The following is a 21,650-nucleotide window of genomic DNA, read 5'->3' as shown; positions in this document are numbered from 1 at the left end:
GGGAATATAATGAAAAGAATACTCGTTGTATGTATGGGGAATATCTGTCGCTCACCGACTGGAGAAGCGGTACTGAGAGCGAAAGCAAAAGATCTCGGTGTTAAAGTAGACATTGATTCTGCGGGTACAATTGGCTATCACACTGGCAATCCACCAGATTCTCGTGCTAAGTCGATGGGGGAGAAGCGAGGTTATTCCTTTAAAGGTATTCGAGCGCGTAAAGTCAATAGTAGAGACTTTGAAGATTTTGATATCGTCTTGGCCGCAGATAGAGCGAATTTAGCCGATTTATTAGATATGTGCCCTGATGAGTACCGCTATAAAGTTTCTTTGTTTCTGAGTCATGGTGATTCCGAGTATGAGGAAATCCCAGATCCTTATTATGGCGGGGATGATGGCTTTGAATTGGTATTAGACTTAATTGAAGAAGCTTCAGAAGCGCTTTTGCATAAGCTTTGATGTAAAGCAGGCCACATAGAGAAAGGGATGAGTCATGACTCATCCCTTCTTGTTTTGTTAGCCGGCCAAAACGTCTGTTGCGACTTTATAGCTAGGGTCTTCTTTTACGTTGATTTCCACTAGGCTTCCCGCTTTGTCCAGCAGCTTACGGCAGTCTGGGCTCAGGTGACGCAGATGAAGCGTTTTACCAATCATAGCGTAACGTTCAGCCAGTGTTTCAATGGCTTCGATTGCAGAGTGGTCGGTGACGCGCGAATCTGCAAAGTCGACAATCACGTCTTTCGGGTCGTCCTGTGCATTGAATATTTCAAGGAAATTAGCCGCAGAACCAAAGAAGATAGGACCGTGGATTTTGTACTCTTTTGAGCCTTCTTCATTGAGGCAAGTATCCGCGTAGATATGCTTAGCGTGTTGCCATGCAAACATCAGAGCAGATGCAATCACACCAACAGCTACCGCGACAGCTAAGTCCGTAAGCACAGTAACTACGGTTACCAGAACGATAACGAAGAAGTCTTGTTTTGGTACGCGACGAGCAAGCTTGAATGTCGCCCACTCAAATGTGCCAATCACAACCATGAACATAACACCAACAAGAGCAGCGAGCGGAATCATTTCAATCAGTGATGAAGCAAACAGAATGAACATGAGTAGTGCTACTGCAGCGACAATTCCTGATAGACGGCCACGACCACCTGAGTTTACGTTGATCATTGATTGACCAATCATAGCGCAACCACCCATAGCGCCGAACATAGAACAGGTCATGTTTGCCATACCCTGGCCGATACATTCACGGTTAGATTGACCACGGGTGTTTGTCATCTCATCGAGAACGGTCAGAGTAAGCAGTGATTCAATCAGACCGATAGCTGCAAGGATCACTGCGTAAGGCAGAATGATTTGCAGCGTTTCTAGCGTAAATGGTACCGACGGAATAGAGAATGTTGGCAGAGAGCCTGCTAATGTTGCTGAGTCATTGCCTGACATAGCACGCAAGAAATCCACGACAGTACGGGTTTCAAGATCCAAACCAACCACTAGAGCCGTAACGGTTACAATCGCAACCAACGATGACGGAACCGCTGTCGTAATTTTTGGTAAGAAGTAGATGATTGCCATTGTTAATGCAACCAAACCTAGCATTAACATCATTTGGTCTTGTGGTAACCAGGTGAGCATGCCGTTAATATCTGGTGCTTTGAATTGGCCTAATTGAGCAAGGAAGATCACAATCGCCAGACCGTTTACGAAACCGATCATTACGGGATGTGGCACGATACGGATAAACTTACCCAGTTTGAATAGACCAGCAGCGACCTGCAGAATACCGGCCAGCATGATTGCTGCAAATAGGTATTGAACACCGTGACTGGCCACAAGAGATACCATTACAACGGCCATCGCACCAGTAGCACCAGAAATCATGCCAGGACGTCCACCAAATATAGAAGTGATTAGGCCAACGATAAATGCTGCGTAAAGACCAACCATAGGATCTACGCCAGCAACGAATGCGAATGCTACAGCTTCAGGAACTAATGCTAACGCAACGGTTAAGCCTGATAGCACATCATTTTTTACAGAGTGCTTAGAAAATTGCGGAAATTCGAACATGTTTGTATTAAGTTCTCGTTGAGATGAGTTTATCCCGACACATATTCGTATTTGCATAAGCCACCAAGAGATGAAAATGTAATCAACTCAGTTGGTGTAAACCGTAGTAAAAAAGAGCAGCATCAGAATGGTGTCGAAAACTTGAGTCGGCGAATGCTACCGAAAAGTGTGATTAAGTTCAAGAATGATACGGATAATGCCCCACAATTGTGATCAGCCGTTGATCTTATTATGAATAATTAGAGTGAATCGATAGAGATTAAAAAGGCTGCCCGTTGGCAGCCTTTTGTTTTACTTTTCAAACTATTGAATACTTCAATTAGTCAAAGTTTGGTTTGGTCATAGCAGCTGAAGCTTGGTTCCTTGCTACTTGGCTACCCGCGCCTTTTGGTTGGTAGCGCTCGACTCTTAATGGTGCCGCAGTAACTTCGATTTCACGTAGTTCTTGAGGACCAGGTGCTTTTGTCATTGGTGCGCTTGCTCGTGGCTTCGCGACAACTTTGATAACTTCAGCTGGAGTCTCTTGTACTTTAACCGGAACTTCAATCTCTTCTGCGATTTCAATGTCGTCAACTACTGCTGCGTTAACTGGCTCTGCAATTTGCTCTTGAGCTGGTGCAGTTTCAGCTAACGCTTCTGCCGTTTCAACTACAGGAGCGGCTACCGTTTCCACGATTGGTTCTTCTGGAGTTTGTTCAGCTAGTACTGGCTCCGCTACCACTGGCTCTGCAATTACTTTGTCAGCAACAGGTGCTTCAACTTTCGTTTCAACCACTTCTCGAACTTTAGGCTCTACAACCGGCACTTCAGCAACCACTGGTAGTTCGCGACGGATAATAATTTTACCCATTGCCATCTCAGGACATGCGAAACCACCTTGCATAGTCGGTGCTGCTGTTACCACAGCTTCTTCCTTAACTCGCTCTTCCTTCTTAGGCGCTGGTTTCGGAATGTAACGTGGCATTACTTTACCCATTGCCATCTCAGGAGAGGCTACGCCACCTTTACGCAGGCGGAATGGGTTAGGGCGACGATCGCGACCACGGCGACGACGTTGACCACTTGCACGAAGGTGACGTGGAGAACGACGATTGCGGCGTTGTTTCGACTCGGCCTGTTGGCTGTCTTGTTGCGCTTCAGCTGATTCAAGTGGTTGCTCAACCAGAGACTCAACGACTTCTGGAGCAGTAACTAAAGTTTCTTCTGCCTCTTGCTCAGCAGCTTGCTGATCTTTAACGCGTACAGATTTGTTTAGTTTACGACGCTGACGTCTTTCTTTAACTTTCTCTGTTTTAACGCTTGGCTTCGCTTTGCTTTCTTCAGGTTTAACTTCAGAGCGTGCTTCAGCCGCAAGCTGCAGTCCTTTTTCCGCCACTTTGGCGTTTACTTTTGGCTCTTGAGCTTTCTCTGCTTGTGGAGCTTTTGGTTTACGCTTTTGATTACGGCTTTGTTGCTTGCTCGCTGGTTGCTGAGTATCAATCTGTTCGTTCGCCTGTTCGTCACGTGGCTTACGACGACGTCGGTTATCTCGATTGTCTCTGCTATCACGATTTTCGCGGCTGTCACGGCTGTCGCGTTGGTTGCTTCGACGGCGGTCATTGCGATCACGTTTGTTACGTTTGTTATCGCGATTAGACGCTTTGTCTTCGTCTTGTTTCGGTTCTTCTTTTACTTGCTCAGAACCACCAAACAAGAAGCTACCAATCGCTTTGAATAAGCGAGTGAATAGACCTGGACGAGTCTCTTCCTGTACTGCTGCTTCTTTCTTAACTGCTGGTGCTGGTTTAGAAACAGGAGCTGGTGCAGATTGAGCAGGAGAAGCAAAACCTTTAAGTACAGGCTCTTCAATTCGCTTAGGCTTGATATCAACTTCCGCTGGCTCTTTACCCTCAGCTTCTTTCATTGCTTCCAGCTTTTGAGGCAGTAAGTATGAAATCAGGTCAAACTCTTCACCTTCACGGACACGAATCACTTCGAAGTGTGGCGTTTCCATATCCGAGTTAGGAACAACCGTAATTTTCACTTCCTGAATACGTTCGATGTGGTTAATCGAGCGACGTTTTTCGTTTAGAAGGTAAGATGCAATTGGAACCGGAACGACAGCCAGTACTTGTGCTGTGTTGTCTTTAAGTGCTTCTTCTTCGATCAAACGAAGAACAGAAAGCGCCAAAGATTCGTTGTCACGTACAACACCTGTACCGCTACAACGTGGACAGATGTGGTGGCTCGCTTCTGCTAGAGATGGGCTCAAGCGTTGACGAGACATTTCCAGCAGACCGAAGCGCGAGATACGGCCAATTTGAACGCGAGCACGATCCAGACGAACAGCTTCACGCAGACGGTTTTCCACTTCACGCTGGTGGCGAACTGGGGTCATATCGATAAAGTCGATAACAACCAGACCACCTAAGTCACGCAGACGTAATTGACGAGCGATTTCGTCTGCTGCTTCCAGGTTTGTGTTAAGAGCCGTCTCTTCGATATCGCCGCCTTTTGTTGCACGAGCAGAGTTGATATCGATTGAAGTTAGCGCTTCAGTTGGGTCGATAACAATTGAACCACCAGATGGCAGACGCACTTCACGTTGGAAAGCGGATTCGATTTGGCTTTCAATTTGGTAGTGGCTGAACAGTGGTACTTCACCGTCGTATTTCTTAACGCGGTTAATGAAATCAGGGCGAACCAGTTGAATATGCTCTTTTGCACGTTCGTAAATGGTGTTGCTATCGATGAGGATTTCACCAATATCACGACGCAAATAGTCACGGATTGCACGAACGATTACGTTACTTTCCTGGTGAATAAGGAACGGAGCAGGGTTAGAGTCTGCCGCGCCTTTAATTGCACCCCAGTGGTTAAGCAATACGTTCAGATCCCATTCAAGTTCTTCTGCACTCTTCCCAACACCCGCAGTACGTACAATCAGACCCATACCTTGCGGTAGTTCAAGTGTACTTAGTGCGGCTTTTAGTTGAGTACGCTCGTCACCTTCGATGCGACGAGAGATACCGCCAGCACGTGGGTTGTTCGGCATAAGAACAAGGTAACTACCAGCCAGAGAAATGAAAGTAGTCAGGGCTGCGCCCTTGCTACCACGTTCCTCTTTTTCTACCTGAACAATGACTTCTTGGCCTTCAGTCAGCACTTCTTTAATGCTAGGGCGACCTTGGTAAGTGTAACCTTCAGGGAAATATTCGCGGGCAATTTCTTTGAGAGGGAGGAAACCGTGACGCTCAGCACCGTAATCAACAAATGCGGCTTCTAAGCTTGGTTCGATACGTGTGATACGTCCTTTGTAGATATTCGCTTTTTTTGACTCATGCCCCGGACTCTCGATATCAAGATCGAAAAGTCGCTGGCCATCAACCAGAGCGACACGCAACTCTTCTTTTTGAGTTGCGTTAATTAACATTCTTTTCATTGAAAATTCTCGTTGTCTTTTCTCTTATCTTTCTTGTCAACTTGCCACTGTTTTGTCGCTGTTCCACGGTGCCTGATCCCATGACTTATATATTGCAGCCTCCCGGCTGGAAGGGGATGCTCTAGGGCACTTCAGTTATCACAAGTCTCTTCTGGTTTCTGTTAGAAACGTAGACTTGTAACCCGCTATTAGGGCGGTAGGTACTCAACGTGAATATGCGAGGAGTAGGGTGGCAAGTGTGTCGAATTCAATGTGTCTTACGCCAATGCTGCACCTGATCTTCAACGTTCTACTCGCATTGCTTGAGGAGTAATGAGTGGCTGTGAATAAAATGTAACCAAACCTTCCTTAGCAGCTGTGAACTATAGCAGTGCGCGTCGCTATCAGCAATCTGCTTTAGTGCAAACGATAAAAAAATTGCCACAAAATTCAAATTTTGCATTTTATAACTGGCTGTTTCCTAAGCAATTGAACTGGCTAAACTGTGCAAGACACAAAACATGCCAGAAACTCATGAGAGAGTTTTAATAATTTAAACAAAAGCTTGGATGATTTTAACGCTGTTTACACCGGCAAGTAATTCTTTTGCGGAAAGAATAATGTGAAGTCATGTCTAATTGCGTTTACAATAGCGCGCATGAGCGAAATAAGAACTAAAGTCCAGTTTGTCGACATCGACGAAGACATGGCAGGTCAACGCATTGATAACTTCTTGCGTAACCAATTAAAAGACATTCCTAAAAGCATGATTTATCGAATTGTGCGTAAAGGAGAGGTGCGTGTTAATAAAAAGCGCATTAAGGCAGAGTACAAACTAAAAGCGGGTGATCTGGTTCGTATTCCTCCTGTAACGGTGGAAGAGAAGGAAGAGGATGTAGCACCAAGCACCAAACTTAATCGAGTCGCTGAGCTTGAGAATATGATCATCTTTGAAGATGATCATATGCTGATTCTTAACAAACCTTCTGGTACTGCGGTTCATGGTGGCAGTGGTTTGAAATTTGGCGCTATTGAAGCTCTTCGTGCTTTGCGCCCTGAAGCCCGCTTCTTGGAGCTCGTACATCGGATTGACCGTGATACCTCCGGCATTTTACTTGTAGCCAAAAAACGTTCCGCGCTTCGTCACCTTCAAGCACAGTTCCGAGCGAAGACGGTGAAGAAGTTTTACTTTGCGTTAGTGATGGGGCAGTGGAAGAGTAGTTGCAATGTAGTCAACGCGCCACTGCTTAAAAACGAAGTGAACAGCATTGTTCGTGTTAATCCAAACGGTAAACCGTCAGAAACACGCTTTAAGATTTTGGAGAAGTTCGAGCAGGCGACGCTGATCCAAGCAAGTCCAATTACGGGGCGTACTCACCAGATTCGTGTGCATACTCAGTACACGGGTCACCCTATCGCTTGGGATGACCGCTATGGTGACCGCCGTTTCGATGCTTATACCGGGCAATTAGGATTAGACCGTTTGTTCTTGCATGCGGCGAATATTAAGTTCCAGCACCCTTCAAACGATGAATGGATGGAAGTCAATGCGCCGATGGAACCTAAGCTGGAAAAATTGCTGGCAGGTTTAAGAAAGGCGTAAACGCGATATTTAGTCCAAGAATTATTAAAGGGAGCTATGTGCTCCCTTTTTTGTACTGAGCTAGAGAATCTCAAGTCCCTGAACTCGTAACATGTCTATCAAATCAATCAACGGCAGACCCACGAGCGTGTTCGGGTCTTTACCTATAAGTTTCTTGAATAAGCATATTCCCATTCCTTCACTTTTGAAACTGCCCGCGCAGTAGAACGGCTCTTCTCTGTCTACGTAGCGTTCTATCTGTTCACGAGTTAAGGTTCGGAAGTGGACTTCAAACGTATCGTAACCAATTTCGGTGTGGTTGGTGGCGGTATTGTGGACAGCGAGACCAGTATAGAACGTGATGACGTTGCCACTTTGAGCTAATAGTTGCTCGATGGCATTTTCACGATTGAGTGGCTTGCCGACGATTTTATTATTAATCACACAAACTTGATCACTTCCGATGACCAAACTTGGTTGATCTGTCGAGCAAGAGGTTGCTTTATTCGCGGCGAGTCGCATAACGAGATCCAGCGGTTTCTCGTCATCTAACGGCGTTTCATCACAATTTGGTGTTAAACAGATAAAAGGCACGGAGAGCTTTTCAAGCAGTTGTTTACGAAATGGAGAGGTTGAGGCTAAAACCAGTTGGTAATTTTTCATTTTGAATTACAATTTGCAGGAGCATTTCCGATAGGATAATCGATTAAAAATGATTCTGGCTAATGCTCTGTATGATAAGCGCAAAAAAGTACAATTTTTTTGCCTTTTTCTTTGACTAATTTTGATTTGGAAGATAATATTCGCGCCCTATGCAAAAGGTAAAAATACCGCGAACGGTTGATCCGGCGAAGGCCGCACAGAAACGATTGGACTACAATGGCATCATCCAAACCAGTCTTTTCAAGCGCTTAGCGGATGCAACTGAAGGCGTAAAACGCGACGCAGAAGTCTCATTGTCATTTGAGATAGATGAACAGCGACTCGTTGTTATCTCTGGTAAAGCTAACATCGAAGTCGAATTAGAATGTCAGCGTTGTAATGAGGTATTCACACACATGTGTGAAGTTGAATTCCTTTACACTCCTTACTACGGTGAGAAGACGGAAGAGGAAGCACCAGAAATTTATGATTTGGTAGATCTAAATGAGTACGGTGAATTAGACCTTATACAACTGGTTGAAGACGAGTTCATCTTAGCATTACCTCAAATAGCGATGCACGATGAAGCGGATTGTAGCGTTGATTCAAATAACATGGTTTTTGGTGAGCTTCCTGAAGAAATTGAGGAAAAGAAACCGAATCCATTCGACGTTTTGAAAAGTCTGAAAAAGTAATTGGTGTGGTAGCTGATTCTTCTTCAGGTTTTTAACCCAATAGTATAGGAGTAGGGTCAATGGCCGTACAACAAAACCGTAAAACTCGTTCTAAGCGCGGTATGCGTCGTTCACACGATGCGCTAACTACAGCTGCACTATCTGTAGACGCGACTTCTGGTGAAACTCACCTACGCCACAACGTAACTGCTGAAGGTTACTACCGTGGCAAGAAGGTTATCAACAAGTAAGGTTGATCCTTTGCAAGCTATTACCGTTGCACTTGATGCAATGGGCGGGGATTTCGGTCCTCGCGTAACAGTGCCTGCCGCCGTGCAGGCACTGTCTCATTTCCCAGAGCTAAAAGTGATCCTTATTGGTGATCAATCCCTGATCACATCTCAATTATCTCAATTAGGTACTTCTACCAGTTCCCGTTTGACTATTCTCCATACCGAAAAAGTCATCTCTAACTCGGAAAAACCATCTTTAGCATTGCGTAATAGCCAAAACAGCTCTATGCGTAAAGCTATCGATCTTGTATCTGATCAAAAAGCGGACGCTTGTGTCAGTGGCGGTAATACTGGCGCATTGATGGCGCTGTCGCGCTTTATCCTCAAGTTACTTCCTGGTATTGATCGTCCAGCTTTAGTTTCCGCTTTACCGACCATTAGCGGTAAACGAACCTGGATGCTGGATCTTGGTGCGAATGTATCATGCGACGCTGACAGTTTGTTTCAGTTTGCTGTGATGGGCAGTGCTTTAGCTGAACAACATTTAGGTCGTCCCTCTCGTGTAGCGGTACTGAATATCGGTGCAGAAGAAATAAAAGGGAATGATTTGGTTAAGCGCTGCGCAGAAATGCTTTCTCAAACCGACGCAATTAATTTTGTTGGTTATATTGAAGGTAATCAAATATTGCATGACGTTGCTGATGTCATCGTTTGTGATGGATTTGTCGGTAACGTATGTTTAAAAGCCAGTGAAGGAACAGCTCAACTTTTTATCGAAAAAATTAAAACCAGTATGATGGCATCTACGATAAAGGGTTGGATAGCTAGAAAATTGTTTTCTCGGCTATTTAATGAACTAAAAACACTGAACCCCGACCAGTATAACGGCGCAAGTTTGCTAGGATTGCGCGGCATTGTCATTAAAAGCCATGGAAGCGCTGATGTATCTGCAATTGTCAATGCACTTGGAGAGGCAGTACACGAGGTCAAACGACAAGTACCAAGCCGTATTAGCGATCGTTTGGAAGCGGTTTTACTCGAGAGGCATTATTAGTCTTCATGTATAGCAAAATTTTAGGTACTGGCAGCTACCTGCCATCTCAGGTGCGTACTAACGCAGATCTGGAGAAAATGGTAGATACAAGTGATGAGTGGATCGTTGCTCGCACGGGTATTAAAGAGCGTCGAATCGCTGCAGAAGATGAAACTGTGGCTGACATGGCATTCTACGCAGCTGAAAACGCTATCGATATGGCAGGCATAGATAAGAACGACATCGATCTTATTATTGTAGCTACTACTAGCAGTAGCCATACTTTCCCTTCATCTGCGTGTCAGGTGCAAGGAAAGCTTGGCATTAAAGGTTGTCCGGCTTTTGACTTAGCCGCTGCTTGTTCGGGTTTTATTTATGCCTTATCTGTTGCAGACCAACACATTAAAACGGGTATGTGTAAAAACGTACTTGTGATTGGTGCTGACGCGTTATCAAAAACATGTGATCCGACTGACCGTTCGACCATTATTTTATTTGGGGATGGAGCGGGTGCAGTCGTTGTTGGTGCAAGCGAAGAGCCAGGAATTATTTCTACGCACATCAATGCCGATGGCCAATTTGGCGACCTACTGAGCCTAGAAGTACCTGAGCGCGGTAAAGATGCCGATAAATGGCTCCACATGGCAGGTAACGAAGTATTCAAAGTTGCTGTAACTCAGTTGTCTAAACTGGTTAAAGACACGCTTGAAGCAAACAACATGCACAAGTCTGAGCTAGACTGGTTAGTGCCGCATCAAGCGAACTACCGTATTATCTCGGCTACAGCCAAGAAGCTGTCAATGTCTCTGGACCAAGTTGTCCTAACACTAGATAAGCATGGTAATACATCGGCGGCGACAGTACCGACTGCGCTGGACGAAGCGGTACGTGATGGTCGTATTAAGCGTGGACAAACTTTGCTGCTTGAAGCATTTGGTGGCGGTTTTACCTGGGGCTCAGCTCTGGTGAAGTTCTAAGTTTCACGAGAATTCAAAATTTAAGGTGCACAAAGTGCATCTTATTTATTTTTACATTGCTTAAAGGAAAACAACATGAGCAAGTTTGCTATCGTATTTCCAGGTCAAGGTTCTCAAGCAGTAGGTATGCTGGCTGAACTTGGCGAACAATATGACGTAGTAAAACAAACATTTGCAGAAGCATCTGACGCGCTAGGTTACGATCTATGGTCGCTTGTTCAAAATGGCCCTGCTGAAGATTTAAACCAAACTTTCCGTACACAGCCTGCATTGTTAGCGTCGTCTGTGGCTATTTGGCGTGTATGGCAAGAGCTTGGTCTTGAGCAACCTGCAAACCTTGCGGGTCACAGCTTGGGTGAGTATTCAGCACTTGTATGTGCAGGTGTGATTGATTTTAAAGAAGCAATCAAACTTGTTGAGCTGCGTGGCAAGCTAATGCAAGAAGCCGTACCTGCAGGTACTGGTGCAATGTACGCAATCATTGGCTTGGATGATGAAGCTATTGCAAAAGCGTGTGAAGAAGCAGCGCAAGGCGAAGTGGTTTCTCCAGTAAACTTTAACTCTCCAGGTCAAGTTGTGATCGCTGGTAGCAAAGACGCAGTAGAGCGCGCTGGTGCATTATGTAAAGAAGCGGGTGCGAAGCGTGCACTTCCTCTTCCAGTTTCAGTACCTTCTCACTGTGCGCTAATGAAGCCAGCTGCTGAGAAACTGGCTGTTGCTCTAGAGTCGATCGAGTTTAATACTCCACAGCTTCCGGTCATCAACAACGTAGATGTGGCAGCTGAAACCGATCCTGCAAAAATTAAAGAAGCACTTGTTCGTCAGCTATACAGCCCAGTTCGCTGGACTGAGAGCGTAGAGCTAATGAGTGAGCAAGGCGTAGAAAACCTTCTTGAGCTTGGTCCTGGCAAAGTTCTGACAGGTCTAACTAAACGTATCGTGAAATCCCTAAATGCAGCAGCAGTTAACGACGTAGCATCGTTAGAAGCGGCTAAGTAATTTAGAAAAACACGATAATAAAAGGAAAACAGAACATGATGAATCTAGAAGGTAAGATTGCTCTAGTGACAGGCGCAAGCCGTGGCATTGGTCGTGCAATTGCTGAACTTCTTGTTGAACGCGGTGCAACAGTAATCGGTACTGCAACGTCTGAAAGCGGTGCTGCTGCTATCAGTGAATACCTTGGTGAAAACGGTAAAGGTTTGGCTCTTAACGTAACTGACGTTGAGTCTATCGAAGCAACACTAAAAACCATCAATGATGAATTTGGTGTGATCGATATCCTGGTCAACAACGCAGGTATCACTCGCGACAACCTATTAATGCGTATGAAAGATGATGAGTGGAACGACATCATCGATACAAACCTAACGCCAATTTTCCGTATGTCTAAAGCAGTATTGCGCGGCATGATGAAAAAGCGTTCTGGCCGTATCATCAACGTAGGTTCAGTTGTGGGCACTATGGGTAACGCTGGCCAAACTAACTACGCTGCAGCGAAAGCGGGTGTGATCGGTTTCACTAAATCGATGGCTCGTGAAGTTGCTTCTCGTGGCGTAACTGTAAACACAGTTGCTCCAGGTTTCATCGAAACTGACATGACTAAGGCGCTAAATGACGAGCAACGTGCAGCAACGTTGGCGAACGTGCCAGCAGGTCGACTAGGTGATCCACGTGAGATTGCATCAGCAGTTGCGTTCTTAGCTTCACCTGAAGCTGCGTACATTACTGGTGAGACTTTGCATGTAAATGGTGGCATGTACATGGTTTAATACGACAGTTTTTGCAAAATAAGCTATTTTACATTGTGAAGAATGGCTTATAGTTGCATCTAACTGTCATGAACTTGTCATGCTTATGCGCAAGATTTGTGCATGATTTAAGTCAAAAATGTATTGAAATTCGGTTAAATTCGCTAATTTTGTGGTTTGACCAGCAAGGACCCCCTTGCAACTTTCAATAGTTCGAATAAACTACGGAATCATCGCATTAGGCGAAATCTGTAAAGGAAAAGAAAAAATGAGCAACATCGAAGAACGCGTAAAGAAAATCATTGTTGAACAGCTAGGTGTAGACGAAGCAGAAGTTAAAAACGAAGCTTCTTTCGTTGACGATCTAGGTGCAGATTCTCTAGACACTGTAGAACTAGTTATGGCTCTTGAAGAGGAATTCGACACTGAGATTCCTGATGAAGAAGCTGAGAAGATCACTACTGTTCAAGCTGCAATCGACTACGTAAACAGCGCTCAGTAATTATCTCTCCCAGGCGGTCTCCTAGACCGCCTGTGTTCTTTCTAACTTCTTCTATCCTCTCATAGAAATATTCAATTCCCGGAGAATTATATCGTGTCCAAGCGTCGTGTAGTTGTCACTGGCATGGGTATGTTGTCACCGGTAGGCAACACAGTAGAATCATCTTGGAAAGCCCTGCTAGAAGGTCAAAGTGGTATCGTGAATATCGAGCACTTTGATGCTACAAATTTCTCAACTCGTTTTGCAGGTCTTGTTAAAGATTTCGATTGCACAGAGTACATGTCTAAGAAAGATGCTCGTAAAATGGATCTATTCATCCAGTACGGTATCGCAGCAGGTATTCAAGCAATTGATGACTCTGGCTTACAAATTACCGAAGAAAACGCGGCTAGAGTTGGTGTTGCAATCGGCTCAGGCATCGGTGGTCTAGAACTAATTGAAACAGGCCACACTGCGTTAGTAGAAAAAGGCCCTCGCAAAGTTAGCCCATTTTTCGTTCCTTCGACCATCGTAAACATGGTTGCGGGTAACCTATCTATCATGCGTGGTCTTCGTGGTCCAAACATCGCGATTTCTACAGCATGTACTACTGGTCTACATAACATTGGCCATGCAGCGCGTATGATCGCTTACGGTGATGCAGATGCTATGGTTGCTGGTGGTGCTGAAAAAGCGTCAACACCGTTAGGTATGGCAGGCTTTGGTGCTGCTAAAGCGTTATCAACTCGTAACGATGAACCACAGAAAGCTTCTCGTCCATGGGACAAAGGCCGTGACGGTTTCGTTCTAGGTGACGGTGCTGGCATCATGGTACTTGAAGAGTACGAACATGCGAAAGCTCGTGGTGCTAAGATCTATGCTGAGCTAGTTGGTTTCGGTATGTCTGGCGACGCTTACCACATGACCTCTCCAAGTGAAGATGGTTCAGGTGGCGCACTAGCGATGGAAGCAGCAATGCGTGATGCTAACATCACAGGTACACAAGTGGGTTACGTAAACGCACATGGTACTTCGACTCCTGCTGGTGACGTGGCTGAAATCAAGGGTGTGAAACGTGCTCTTGGTGAAGAAGGTGCGAAGCAAGTTCTCGTTTCTTCAACTAAGTCGATGACTGGTCACCTATTAGGTGCTGCAGGTTCTGTTGAAGCAATTATTACGGTGATGTCTTTGGTCGATCAAATTGTACCGCCAACGATTAACCTTGATGATCCAGAAGAAGGCTTAGATATTGACCTTGTACCGCATACTGCGCGCAAAGTTGATGGCATGGAATACGCAATCTGTAACTCGTTTGGCTTTGGCGGTACAAACGGTTCTTTGGTATTCAAAAAGTTTGCCGAGTAACATTTGTTCTCAGAGTAACACTGTCTAACCTTATTTAGATAAGTGGAACTTGTATTCTAACGGCTCGATGCTTAGCATTGAGCCGTTTTGTTTTATTTGATATCCGCAATTTTAAAGGTAGCCGAATGTTTTGGGTAAATGGAGTTCCGCAAACACATGTTTCGCTTGGCGATCGTTCCTTCCAATATGGTGATGGTTGCTTCACTACTATCCTGACAAAGAAGGGGGAGTTGGTGTACTGGCCTGAACACGTCGAACGGTTGGAAGCATGTTTAAAAACGCTGCTGATCCCATTCCCTGACTGGCAAGATGTATTTGAATGGACAAATAAAGCCGTCCTGCAGGATGAATATGCAGGGGTTAAAATTCATATCAGCCGTGGTACAGGTGGACGAGGGTACAGCCCAAGTGGAATTGATGGTCCAATGGTTACCATTTCAAACTTTGCTTTTCCCGGTCATTACGCTCTGTGGCAAAAGAATGGCGTGAGCCTTGGTGTATGTGAGACACGCTTAGGCATTCAGCCTATCCTTGCGGGACATAAACATAATAACCGTTTGGAGCAAGTCCTTGCGAAAGCCGAAATTGAAGGCACTGAGTTTGCCGATGCGGTAACGTTAAATGTGCAAAATCATGTCATTGAAACTACAATGGCCAACCTTTTTTGGGTTAAAGATAATAATGTCTATACACCAGATTTAAGTTTGTCCGGTGTTGCGGGCGTTATGCGCCGTAAGGTGCTTGAGTTTTTGCATGCCAACGGCATCCGTGTGGAAGTAGGCTCTTTTGTTCTTCCTGATGTGCTTAAAGCCGACGAGGTATGGATGTGTAACTCATTATTAGGTGTCGCTCCGGTGACGAGTATTGCGGCATCAAACCAAAAGATTGAATTTCCAATAGGAAAAGTGACAAAACGACTGCAAGGAAACCTAACTACGTGATTAAAAAACTGCTGGCTGTTGTTGTGCTGATTGCTTTGATTGGCGCAGCAGGTGTTTTTTACGTTGTTTCACAGGCGAAGCAATACGTGAATAAGCCAATTCTACTTGAGCAACCTCAGCTATTTACAGTAGAAAATGGCACAAGCTTTCAACAGGTAATACGCGACTTGGTGAAAGGACAAGTTATCGAAGCTTCTGATTATACCCGTTTAATACCGCGTCTTTATCCGGAGCTGCTTCAAGTAAGGGCTGGTACGTATCAGCTCGAGCCTAAAATGTCGCTCTATCAGGCATTAGAGCACCTTAATACAGGAAAGGAGCATCAGTTCGCGATCACCTTTGTGGAAGGCAGCCGTTTTTCTGAATGGGTCAGTCTGCTTAAGGATGCGCCTTACGTAGAGCACGATTTGACTGGTCTACCTGAGGAGGAGATGGCTTCTCAGTTGGGTATTGAGCGTGAAAAGCTAGAAGGACTGTTTTTAGCTGAAACGTATCATTACACCGCAGGAACGAGTGAAAGCCAATTACTCAAACGCGCACATCAGAAGTTAAACAGCATTCTTGATGCGCACTGGGAGTCGCGTCAGGAAAAATTACCGATTCAAGATAAATATCAAGCGTTGATCTTAGCTTCTATCATCGAAAAAGAGACGGCGATTGACTCAGAGCGCGAGCGAGTCGCATCGGTGTTTGTTAACCGTCTGAACAAGCGTATGCGTTTGCAAACGGATCCAACAGTTATCTACGGAATGGGTGATGCGTACGATGGCAATATCCGCAAAAAAGATTTACGTACACCTACGGCATACAACACTTATGTTATTAATGGGTTACCGCCCACTCCAATCGCGATGGCGGGTGAAGCTTCAATTGTTGCTGCCCTGAATCCAGAAGAGAGTGACTACTTATATTTTGTTGCAAGCGGTAAGGGTGGGCATGTGTTTACCAAATCTCTTGCCGAGCACAATCGTGCCGTACGAGCCTATTTAAGAGAATTAAGAAAGAATAAATGATGAAAGCGAACTTTATTGTCATAGAAGGCCTAGAAGGCGCGGGTAAAAGTACAGCCATTAAAACCGTCCTGGACACCCTTAACGAGGCTGGTATCCACGATATCGTTAATACTCGTGAGCCGGGGGGAACGCCTCTAGCAGAGAAGATGCGAGCGCTGGTTAAAGACGAGCACGAGGGCGAAGTACTTCAAGATATGACTGAGCTACTGTTGCTTTATGCGGCGCGCGTACAGCTCGTTGAGAACGTCATTAAGCCGGCATTGGCCAAAGGGCAATGGGTGGTGGGTGATCGCCATGACATGTCCTCTCAGGCATATCAGGGTGGGGGGCGTCAGATTGATGCTTCCTTAATGAAAAATCTTCGAGATACGACACTTGGTGACTTTAAACCAGCTTTAACGCTTTATATGGATATTGATCCTAAAATCGGCCTTGAACGTGCTCGCGGGCGTGGTGAGCTGGACCGCATCGAGAAGATGGACATCAGTTTCTTCGAACGTACTCGTGAGCGTTACCTGGATATCGCAAATAATGATCCGTCTGTTGTGGTCATCAATGCTGAGCAGACCATTGATAAAGTATCCCAAGACATTCAAGAAGCGTTAAATGAGTGGTTGTCGCACCAATAAGCGAAAAAAGGGGATATAGGTTACTCATGTTAAATGATTTTCCATGGTTAGAGCCGGTTTGGGATAATCTGAAAGCTGGTTTAGATTCAGATCGAATACCCGGAGCTTTACTCCTGCAAAGTGAACAGGGCTTAGCCGCTGAGCAGCTCGTTGAATGCTTTAGTCACGCGCTTCTTTGTCAGAACTACAGCAGCGAAGCGTGTGGCTTTTGCCATAGCTGCCAGTTAGTTCAGTCACACAGCCATCCAGACTTACACTGGATAACTCCAGAGAAAGAAGGCAAGGCCATTACAGTTGACCAAATTCGCGCATGTAATCGTCTCGCGCATGAGTCGTCACAATTAAACGGATATCGTGTATTCATCATCGAACCTGCTGACATGATGAACGAATCGGCGTCGAACGCGTTGTTAAAGACTCTCGAAGAACCAGGTGAAAAATGTCTGTTTTTGCTGGTTACTCACAATCAGGAGCGTTTACTACCGACGATTCGAAGCCGGTGTCAGCAGTGGGTGGTCACTCCTCCATCAACAGAGCAAGCGATGCAATGGTTAACCGCACATGGGGCATCACAGCTTCCCGCTTATGCGCTAAAGCTCAATATGGGTTCTCCAATCAAAACTCTGGAGGCACTCAACAGCGGTGAAATGGATGAATATGTCAAGTTTGAACGTGACTTCATTGAAGCTGTGTCATCTCCGGTCGCGGATGTTTTCCACTGTGCGTCCTATATTGCGAAGAATCCGGAGAAAGCGTTGAACTGGGCGTGGTATCTACTTACTGATGCTCAGAAGGCTCAATTTGGTGTTTCTGAAGATGACATCTTACCGGGCGCCTACAAGCTGCAGCAAAAAAGCTATAACGGTTTATATACCTCAGCAAAAAAGCTGATGGGCATCAAGGCTCAAGTGCAAGCATTTCCAGGCTTAAACCTTGAGCTATTATCAATCAATTGGTTAATTGAATCACGAGAGGCATTATGTTCGTAGATTCGCATTGTCATTTGGACAAATTGAATTACGACGATCTCCATACTGGTGTGGAAGACGTTATTAACAAAGCCAAACAGGCTAATGTGACAGAGTTACTCTCTGTTGGCGTAACTTTGGACTCGTTTCCCAATATGATGGAAATGATAGAGCCATATGAAAATGTTTACGCTTCTTGTGGCGTACATCCTCTGGATGTAGAAAGTGCATTTTCGTTAGAGACGCTTCGCAAGCATGCTTTACATAACAAGGTTGTCGCGATTGGTGAGACGGGTTTGGATTATCACTACAAGCCAGAAACCGCTGATCTGCAAAAAGAACGTTTTGAACAGCATGTAGACTTAGCCGTTGAGTTTAATAAGCCACTGATTATACACACGAGAAATGCTCGTGCAGATACGCTGAATATTCTACGTAATGGCGGTGCAGACAAGTGTGGTGGTGTTATCCACTGCTTTACTGAAGATCTCGCTTTTGCTGAAGCTGCGCTTGATTTAGGTTTCTATATCTCTATCTCGGGTATCGTGACTTTCCGTCAGGCAACTGAACTTAAAGAAGTAGTCAAGATGCTTCCGCTAGACAAGTTGCTTATCGAAACAGATTCGCCTTATTTGGCTCCAGTTCCTCACCGAGGTAAAGAGAATCAACCTGCTTATGTTGTTGAGGTTGCATCCTACATTGCTCAACTTAAATCCTGTTCCCTCTCGGAAGTTGCACTAAAAACGACCAATAATTTCCGAAATCTTTTTTTACGATAGATAAAAAGATTTGGATTAAAAAGGGGCTTTGGCTCCTTTTTTTATACCTAAAATTCAATCTGTTTAAAAATTTCAGAGTAGTTAACCAAATTTGTTGTTTTTTTGATATCAATTTAATCTAAATTTATTTTGTGATGAAAAGTAACAACATCCCCTATTTTATTTACTCCTTAAAATTAATATTGTCATTCATAAAATTTTTAAAAAACAATAAGTTAATTAGAATGAAATCCATTACTTAAGGGGTTGCAGACTGTGATCTGTCTATTACTTTGAAACTAAACTCCAGCATCTGCTAGAAACCGGTACCAATTACGCGATATATTTAGAGCTGGAAAATATATCGCGTCCGCTTTTGTATTTTCTATAGAGGCTAGCATTCAGGCTGCGGGGGTGTGCCGCTAGCCCTCTAACATTCTAAAAATTCTATCAGGAGCAAAACTAATGAAAGGTTTCTTTAGTAAACTTTCGCAATCCATTATGCTGCCTATCGCTTTGCTACCAGCTGCGGGTATCATGTTGGGTATCGGGGGTAGTTTTACTAACCCTACAATGATTGAAGCGTACAATATTGGCGTGCTTCAAGAGGGAAGCATGCTAAATAGCTTCCTACAAGTTATGACTGCCGCTGGCGGTATCGTATTTGCAAACCTTCCTGTAATGTTTGCTTTGGCGATTGCTGTTGGCTTCGCTCGTGCTGAGAAGGGTGCTGCAGCACTAGCTGCTCTTATCTCTTACCTGGTTATGAACGTAGCTATCTCGAAAACGCTAGTTGTTGCAAACATGATCAACGCTGACGCAAATACCGTTATCCTTATGGGTAGTGAATACGCTGGTGTATTAGCTGATACATTAGGTATTTCTAAGACTCTAAGTATGGGTGTATTTGGTGGTTTGATCGCTGGTGCTATCACTGTTGTTTTGCATAACAAATATCACGATGCAAAACTGCCTGATTACCTAGGTTTCTTCGGTGGCGCTCGTTTCGTTCCAATTATTAGTGCTTTCGCCGCTCTGTTCTACGGTATCGTTCTGACTTTCATTTGGCCATTCTTTGGTGCCGCGTTCGGTGCGATCGGTGCAGCACTAGGTGAAATGACAGCATCTGGCCATGGCTACATTGCTTCTTTCATCTTCGGTGTGATTGAGCGTTCTTTAATCCCTGTAGGTCTACACCACGTGTTCTACTTGCCACTATGGCAAACAGAAATCGGCGCGACAGCAGAGGTTGCTGGTGAAGTGATCAAAGGTACACAAAACGTGTTCTTCGCATCTCTGGCTTCTGGCGATTTCTCTCAGTTTACTTCTACTAACTTCATGACAGGTAAATTCCCGTTCATGATGTTTGGTTTGCCAGCAGCAGCATACGCTATGTACACACTAGCGGATGACGAAAACAAGAAAGCTGCAGGTGGTCTACTGTTCTCTGTTGCGCTAACTGCGTTCCTAACAGGTATTACAGAGCCAATTGAATTTACATTCCTATTCTTGTCTCCAGCGCTTTACTACGCAATTCACGTGCCATTGGCTGGTGTATCGTTCATGCTTATGGACATGCTGAATGTTAAAGTTGGTATGACGTTTAGTGGTGGTTTCATTGACTTCTCACTATTTGGTGTTCTTCCTGGTGTAACTGGCGTTGAAAACCACTGGTACTTCATTCCTCTAGTAGGTATCGCTTACGCGTTTGTTTACTTCTTTGTTTTCCGTTGGTTTATCGTTAAGTTCGACATCAAGACTCCGGGCCGCAAAGGCAGCGCAGTAGCTGTAGTATCTAAGAAAGATTACCACGCAGCGAAAGGCGGTGCTGGTGACAAACAAAAAGCGAAAGACATGATTGAAGCACTAGGTGGTGCAGATAACATCGTTGACGTTGATGCTTGTATCACTCGCCTACGTATCACTGTTAAAAATGGTGCTGACGTTAAAGACAACGATTTCTGGACTCAACAGCTTGGTGCTCGTGGTTTGGTTAAAGTTGGCGATACTGGTATTCAGGCTATTTACGGCGCTGAAGCTGCTGGTTACAAAGCTCAAATTAACTCACTACTTGGTAAATAATGAGTATTGGTGACAAATTTCGTAGAACAGGTGCATTCGTTATCGACCTGATGATAGCTAAGATGTTTACTCAGGTCGTACTGTCTGTTCTTGCATTACTCGCATCCAATCTATGGAGCGGCCAGGTTAAGGGCTTTTCATTAAACGATGATATTGCTCTACCGATTTTATTGGCAATAGTTGTCATTATGCTATTGACCTTTATTGGTATATATCTAGGTTACTGTGCTGTTTGTTATAAGATGATAAATAAGTCACTAGGTAAGTACTTGCTTCGAGTAGAGGGCATTTGCGGGACGGCGCAAAGTGATTTGTCATCATATTTATCTCGAGAAAAAGAGAAAATTGTTTATTTTTTTGCAAGCTTAGGTCTCTATGCAGCGTACTCGGCGATACAGTTTTATATGTATGACAGAGAGCCGTTGCACGAGGTACATGCTCGGAAGTAACCAGGTTTCACATCTAAGCCCGCTATGTATAGCGGGCTTAATTATATGTTCTAAAGCGCCAAACCATTCATCCCTTCATTTCTAAACTATTCGTTGCTTTGATGTAAAAGAATATGCTTGAAGATGGAAATCTCTCGTCCGTTCTTTAATTCTGAATTCAGTGGTAACTTCAATTAATTTCTTTGTTTAATTTATTCACGATTTCAGCGGGCGAAGTGCCATTTCTCGCCTATGCTTCTGTTAGATTTTTTTGTCACTTTATAGATAAGGTGGCCATTGAATTTAGAATCGACGTTACTATTTTGTGCTCTTTGTGTGTTGTCTATGTATATGAAATTTATTTAATTTGTAACAAAAGGACAACCGTTGATGACTAGTATGACTCACTCTCTTTTACTAGAGGAATTCATCAATGAATTTGTTGTTTTCGTGATCTGTAAAGGATTATTGTCTTCGAACTTTGAAGGTTATCAATAATATATTTTGAAGCATAAAATATACTCGATTTGTGGTTACATCTTAATTGGGTGCTAACATTTAGGCTACGGGGGGTGGCCGTTAATACCCAAATAATACTTATATACTTATCAGGAGCT

General features: G+C 44.4%; 20 protein-coding genes. 17 read left to right on the top strand and 3 right to left on the bottom strand.

Annotation, left to right across the window (positions count from 1 at the left end; genetic code table 11):
- Positions 1-9 precede the first annotated feature (9 nt).
- On the top strand, positions 10-459 hold the full coding sequence (locus tag WJM94_RS16645) for a low molecular weight protein-tyrosine-phosphatase (RefSeq protein WP_444495307.1): 450 nt from the start codon (positions 10-12) through the stop codon (positions 457-459).
- 57 nt (positions 460-516) lie between these two features.
- Here WJM94_RS16645 and WJM94_RS16640 read toward each other — a convergent pair whose 3' ends face one another.
- Both WJM94_RS16640 and rne read right to left on the bottom strand, forming a co-directional pair.
- The gene (locus WJM94_RS16640; protein ID WP_444495306.1) at positions 517-2,076 is read right to left on the bottom strand and encodes a SulP family inorganic anion transporter; all 1,560 of its coding nucleotides are present in this window, start codon (positions 2,074-2,076) and stop codon (positions 517-519) included.
- Between the two features lie 319 nt (positions 2,077-2,395).
- Positions 2,396-5,497, bottom strand: coding sequence for a ribonuclease E (gene rne / locus WJM94_RS16635; protein ID WP_444495305.1), 3,102 nt, complete (start codon positions 5,495-5,497; stop codon positions 2,396-2,398).
- Positions 5,498-6,134: 637 nt separating this feature from the next.
- Between rne and rluC the strand changes: the two genes are divergently transcribed.
- Positions 6,135-7,079 (top strand): 23S rRNA pseudouridine(955/2504/2580) synthase RluC, encoded by a 945-nt coding sequence (gene rluC / locus WJM94_RS16630; RefSeq protein ID WP_444495304.1) that lies wholly within the window; start codon positions 6,135-6,137, stop codon positions 7,077-7,079.
- 60 nt (positions 7,080-7,139) lie between these two features.
- On the opposite strand, the gene WJM94_RS16625 is transcribed toward rluC, so the two are convergent.
- A complete protein-coding gene (locus tag WJM94_RS16625) occupies positions 7,140-7,721 on the bottom strand; it encodes a Maf family protein (RefSeq protein ID WP_444495303.1) in 582 nt (193 codons plus the stop codon).
- 149 nt (positions 7,722-7,870) lie between these two features.
- Here WJM94_RS16625 and yceD point away from each other — a divergent pair, with 149 nt between their 5' ends.
- The 15 genes from yceD to WJM94_RS16550 all read left to right on the top strand — a co-directional run bounded on the left by yceD (position 7,871) and on the right by WJM94_RS16550 (position 21,054).
- A complete protein-coding gene (gene yceD / locus WJM94_RS16620; protein WP_444495302.1) occupies positions 7,871-8,395 on the top strand; it encodes a 23S rRNA accumulation protein YceD in 525 nt (174 codons plus the stop codon).
- Positions 8,396-8,454: 59 nt separating this feature from the next.
- Positions 8,455-8,625 carry a 50S ribosomal protein L32 gene (gene rpmF, locus WJM94_RS16615; RefSeq protein ID WP_011080823.1) on the top strand — a complete coding sequence of 57 codons (171 nt, stop codon included), beginning with the start codon at positions 8,455-8,457 and terminating at the stop codon, positions 8,623-8,625.
- Between the two features lie 10 nt (positions 8,626-8,635).
- The gene (plsX, locus tag WJM94_RS16610) at positions 8,636-9,661 is read left to right on the top strand and encodes a phosphate acyltransferase PlsX (RefSeq protein ID WP_444495362.1); all 1,026 of its coding nucleotides are present in this window, start codon (positions 8,636-8,638) and stop codon (positions 9,659-9,661) included.
- Between the two features lie 5 nt (positions 9,662-9,666).
- Positions 9,667-10,617 carry a beta-ketoacyl-ACP synthase III gene (locus WJM94_RS16605; RefSeq protein WP_444495301.1) on the top strand — a complete coding sequence of 317 codons (951 nt, stop codon included), beginning with the start codon at positions 9,667-9,669 and terminating at the stop codon, positions 10,615-10,617.
- A gap of 75 nt (positions 10,618-10,692) precedes the next feature.
- The gene (gene fabD / locus WJM94_RS16600) at positions 10,693-11,616 is read left to right on the top strand and encodes an ACP S-malonyltransferase (protein ID WP_444495300.1); all 924 of its coding nucleotides are present in this window, start codon (positions 10,693-10,695) and stop codon (positions 11,614-11,616) included.
- Between the two features lie 38 nt (positions 11,617-11,654).
- Entirely contained in the window at positions 11,655-12,389 is a 735-nt protein-coding gene (gene fabG / locus WJM94_RS16595) for a 3-oxoacyl-ACP reductase FabG (RefSeq protein WP_444495361.1), read from the top strand.
- Positions 12,390-12,636: 247 nt separating this feature from the next.
- Positions 12,637-12,870, top strand: coding sequence for an acyl carrier protein (gene acpP, locus WJM94_RS16590; RefSeq protein ID WP_004406112.1), 234 nt, complete (start codon positions 12,637-12,639; stop codon positions 12,868-12,870).
- A 93-nt stretch (positions 12,871-12,963) separates the two neighbouring features.
- Positions 12,964-14,214 (top strand): beta-ketoacyl-ACP synthase II, encoded by a 1,251-nt coding sequence (gene fabF, locus WJM94_RS16585; protein ID WP_444495299.1) that lies wholly within the window; start codon positions 12,964-12,966, stop codon positions 14,212-14,214.
- Between the two features lie 125 nt (positions 14,215-14,339).
- Positions 14,340-15,155 (top strand): aminodeoxychorismate lyase, encoded by an 816-nt coding sequence (gene pabC / locus WJM94_RS16580; protein WP_444495298.1) that lies wholly within the window; start codon positions 14,340-14,342, stop codon positions 15,153-15,155.
- The gene (mltG, locus tag WJM94_RS16575; RefSeq protein ID WP_444495297.1) at positions 15,152-16,168 is read left to right on the top strand and encodes an endolytic transglycosylase MltG; all 1,017 of its coding nucleotides are present in this window, start codon (positions 15,152-15,154) and stop codon (positions 16,166-16,168) included. Before pabC ends, mltG begins: the two co-directional genes overlap by 4 nt.
- Positions 16,165-16,797 (top strand): dTMP kinase, encoded by a 633-nt coding sequence (tmk, locus tag WJM94_RS16570; protein WP_444495296.1) that lies wholly within the window; start codon positions 16,165-16,167, stop codon positions 16,795-16,797. The genes mltG and tmk overlap by 4 nt, the downstream gene beginning before the upstream one ends.
- A 26-nt stretch (positions 16,798-16,823) precedes the next feature.
- Entirely contained in the window at positions 16,824-17,786 is a 963-nt protein-coding gene (locus WJM94_RS16565; RefSeq protein WP_444495295.1) for a DNA polymerase III subunit delta', read from the top strand.
- Positions 17,777-18,544: a TatD family hydrolase gene (locus tag WJM94_RS16560; protein ID WP_444495294.1), complete on the top strand. Its 768-nt coding sequence runs from the start codon at positions 17,777-17,779 to the stop codon at positions 18,542-18,544. Before WJM94_RS16565 ends, WJM94_RS16560 begins: the two co-directional genes overlap by 10 nt.
- 444 nt (positions 18,545-18,988) lie before the next feature.
- A complete protein-coding gene (locus WJM94_RS16555) occupies positions 18,989-20,605 on the top strand; it encodes a PTS transporter subunit EIIC (RefSeq protein WP_444495293.1) in 1,617 nt (538 codons plus the stop codon).
- The gene (locus WJM94_RS16550) at positions 20,605-21,054 is read left to right on the top strand and encodes a hypothetical protein (RefSeq protein WP_444495292.1); all 450 of its coding nucleotides are present in this window, start codon (positions 20,605-20,607) and stop codon (positions 21,052-21,054) included. Before WJM94_RS16555 ends, WJM94_RS16550 begins: the two co-directional genes overlap by 1 nt.
- The last annotated feature ends 596 nt before the right edge of the window (positions 21,055-21,650 follow it).

The organism is Vibrio sp. YIC-376 (genome assembly GCF_052353105.1).
Classification (GTDB): domain Bacteria; phylum Pseudomonadota; class Gammaproteobacteria; order Enterobacterales; family Vibrionaceae; genus Vibrio.
The sequence above is the reverse complement of the archived record's forward strand: the minus strand, read 5'-3'. Positions and strand labels throughout refer to the sequence as shown.

Coding starts and splice junctions, on each gene's coding strand:
- WJM94_RS16550 (WP_444495292.1), top strand. CDS start 20,605: ATGAGTATTGGTGACAAATTTCGTAGAACAGGTGCATTCGTTATCGAC.
- yceD (WP_444495302.1), top strand. CDS start 7,871: ATGCAAAAGGTAAAAATACCGCGAACGGTTGATCCGGCGAAGGCCGCA.
- fabG (WP_444495361.1), top strand. CDS start 11,655: ATGAATCTAGAAGGTAAGATTGCTCTAGTGACAGGCGCAAGCCGTGGC.
- rne (WP_444495305.1), bottom strand. CDS start 5,497: ATGAAAAGAATGTTAATTAACGCAACTCAAAAAGAAGAGTTGCGTGTC.
- WJM94_RS16560 (WP_444495294.1), top strand. CDS start 17,777: ATGTTCGTAGATTCGCATTGTCATTTGGACAAATTGAATTACGACGAT.
- tmk (WP_444495296.1), top strand. CDS start 16,165: ATGATGAAAGCGAACTTTATTGTCATAGAAGGCCTAGAAGGCGCGGGT.
- fabD (WP_444495300.1), top strand. CDS start 10,693: ATGAGCAAGTTTGCTATCGTATTTCCAGGTCAAGGTTCTCAAGCAGTA.
- WJM94_RS16625 (WP_444495303.1), bottom strand. CDS start 7,721: ATGAAAAATTACCAACTGGTTTTAGCCTCAACCTCTCCATTTCGTAAA.
- WJM94_RS16565 (WP_444495295.1), top strand. CDS start 16,824: ATGTTAAATGATTTTCCATGGTTAGAGCCGGTTTGGGATAATCTGAAA.
- WJM94_RS16555 (WP_444495293.1), top strand. CDS start 18,989: ATGAAAGGTTTCTTTAGTAAACTTTCGCAATCCATTATGCTGCCTATC.
- WJM94_RS16605 (WP_444495301.1), top strand. CDS start 9,667: ATGTATAGCAAAATTTTAGGTACTGGCAGCTACCTGCCATCTCAGGTG.
- pabC (WP_444495298.1), top strand. CDS start 14,340: ATGTTTTGGGTAAATGGAGTTCCGCAAACACATGTTTCGCTTGGCGAT.
- acpP (WP_004406112.1), top strand. CDS start 12,637: ATGAGCAACATCGAAGAACGCGTAAAGAAAATCATTGTTGAACAGCTA.
- rluC (WP_444495304.1), top strand. CDS start 6,135: ATGAGCGAAATAAGAACTAAAGTCCAGTTTGTCGACATCGACGAAGAC.
- WJM94_RS16640 (WP_444495306.1), bottom strand. CDS start 2,076: ATGTTCGAATTTCCGCAATTTTCTAAGCACTCTGTAAAAAATGATGTG.
- WJM94_RS16645 (WP_444495307.1), top strand. CDS start 10: ATGAAAAGAATACTCGTTGTATGTATGGGGAATATCTGTCGCTCACCG.
- rpmF (WP_011080823.1), top strand. CDS start 8,455: ATGGCCGTACAACAAAACCGTAAAACTCGTTCTAAGCGCGGTATGCGT.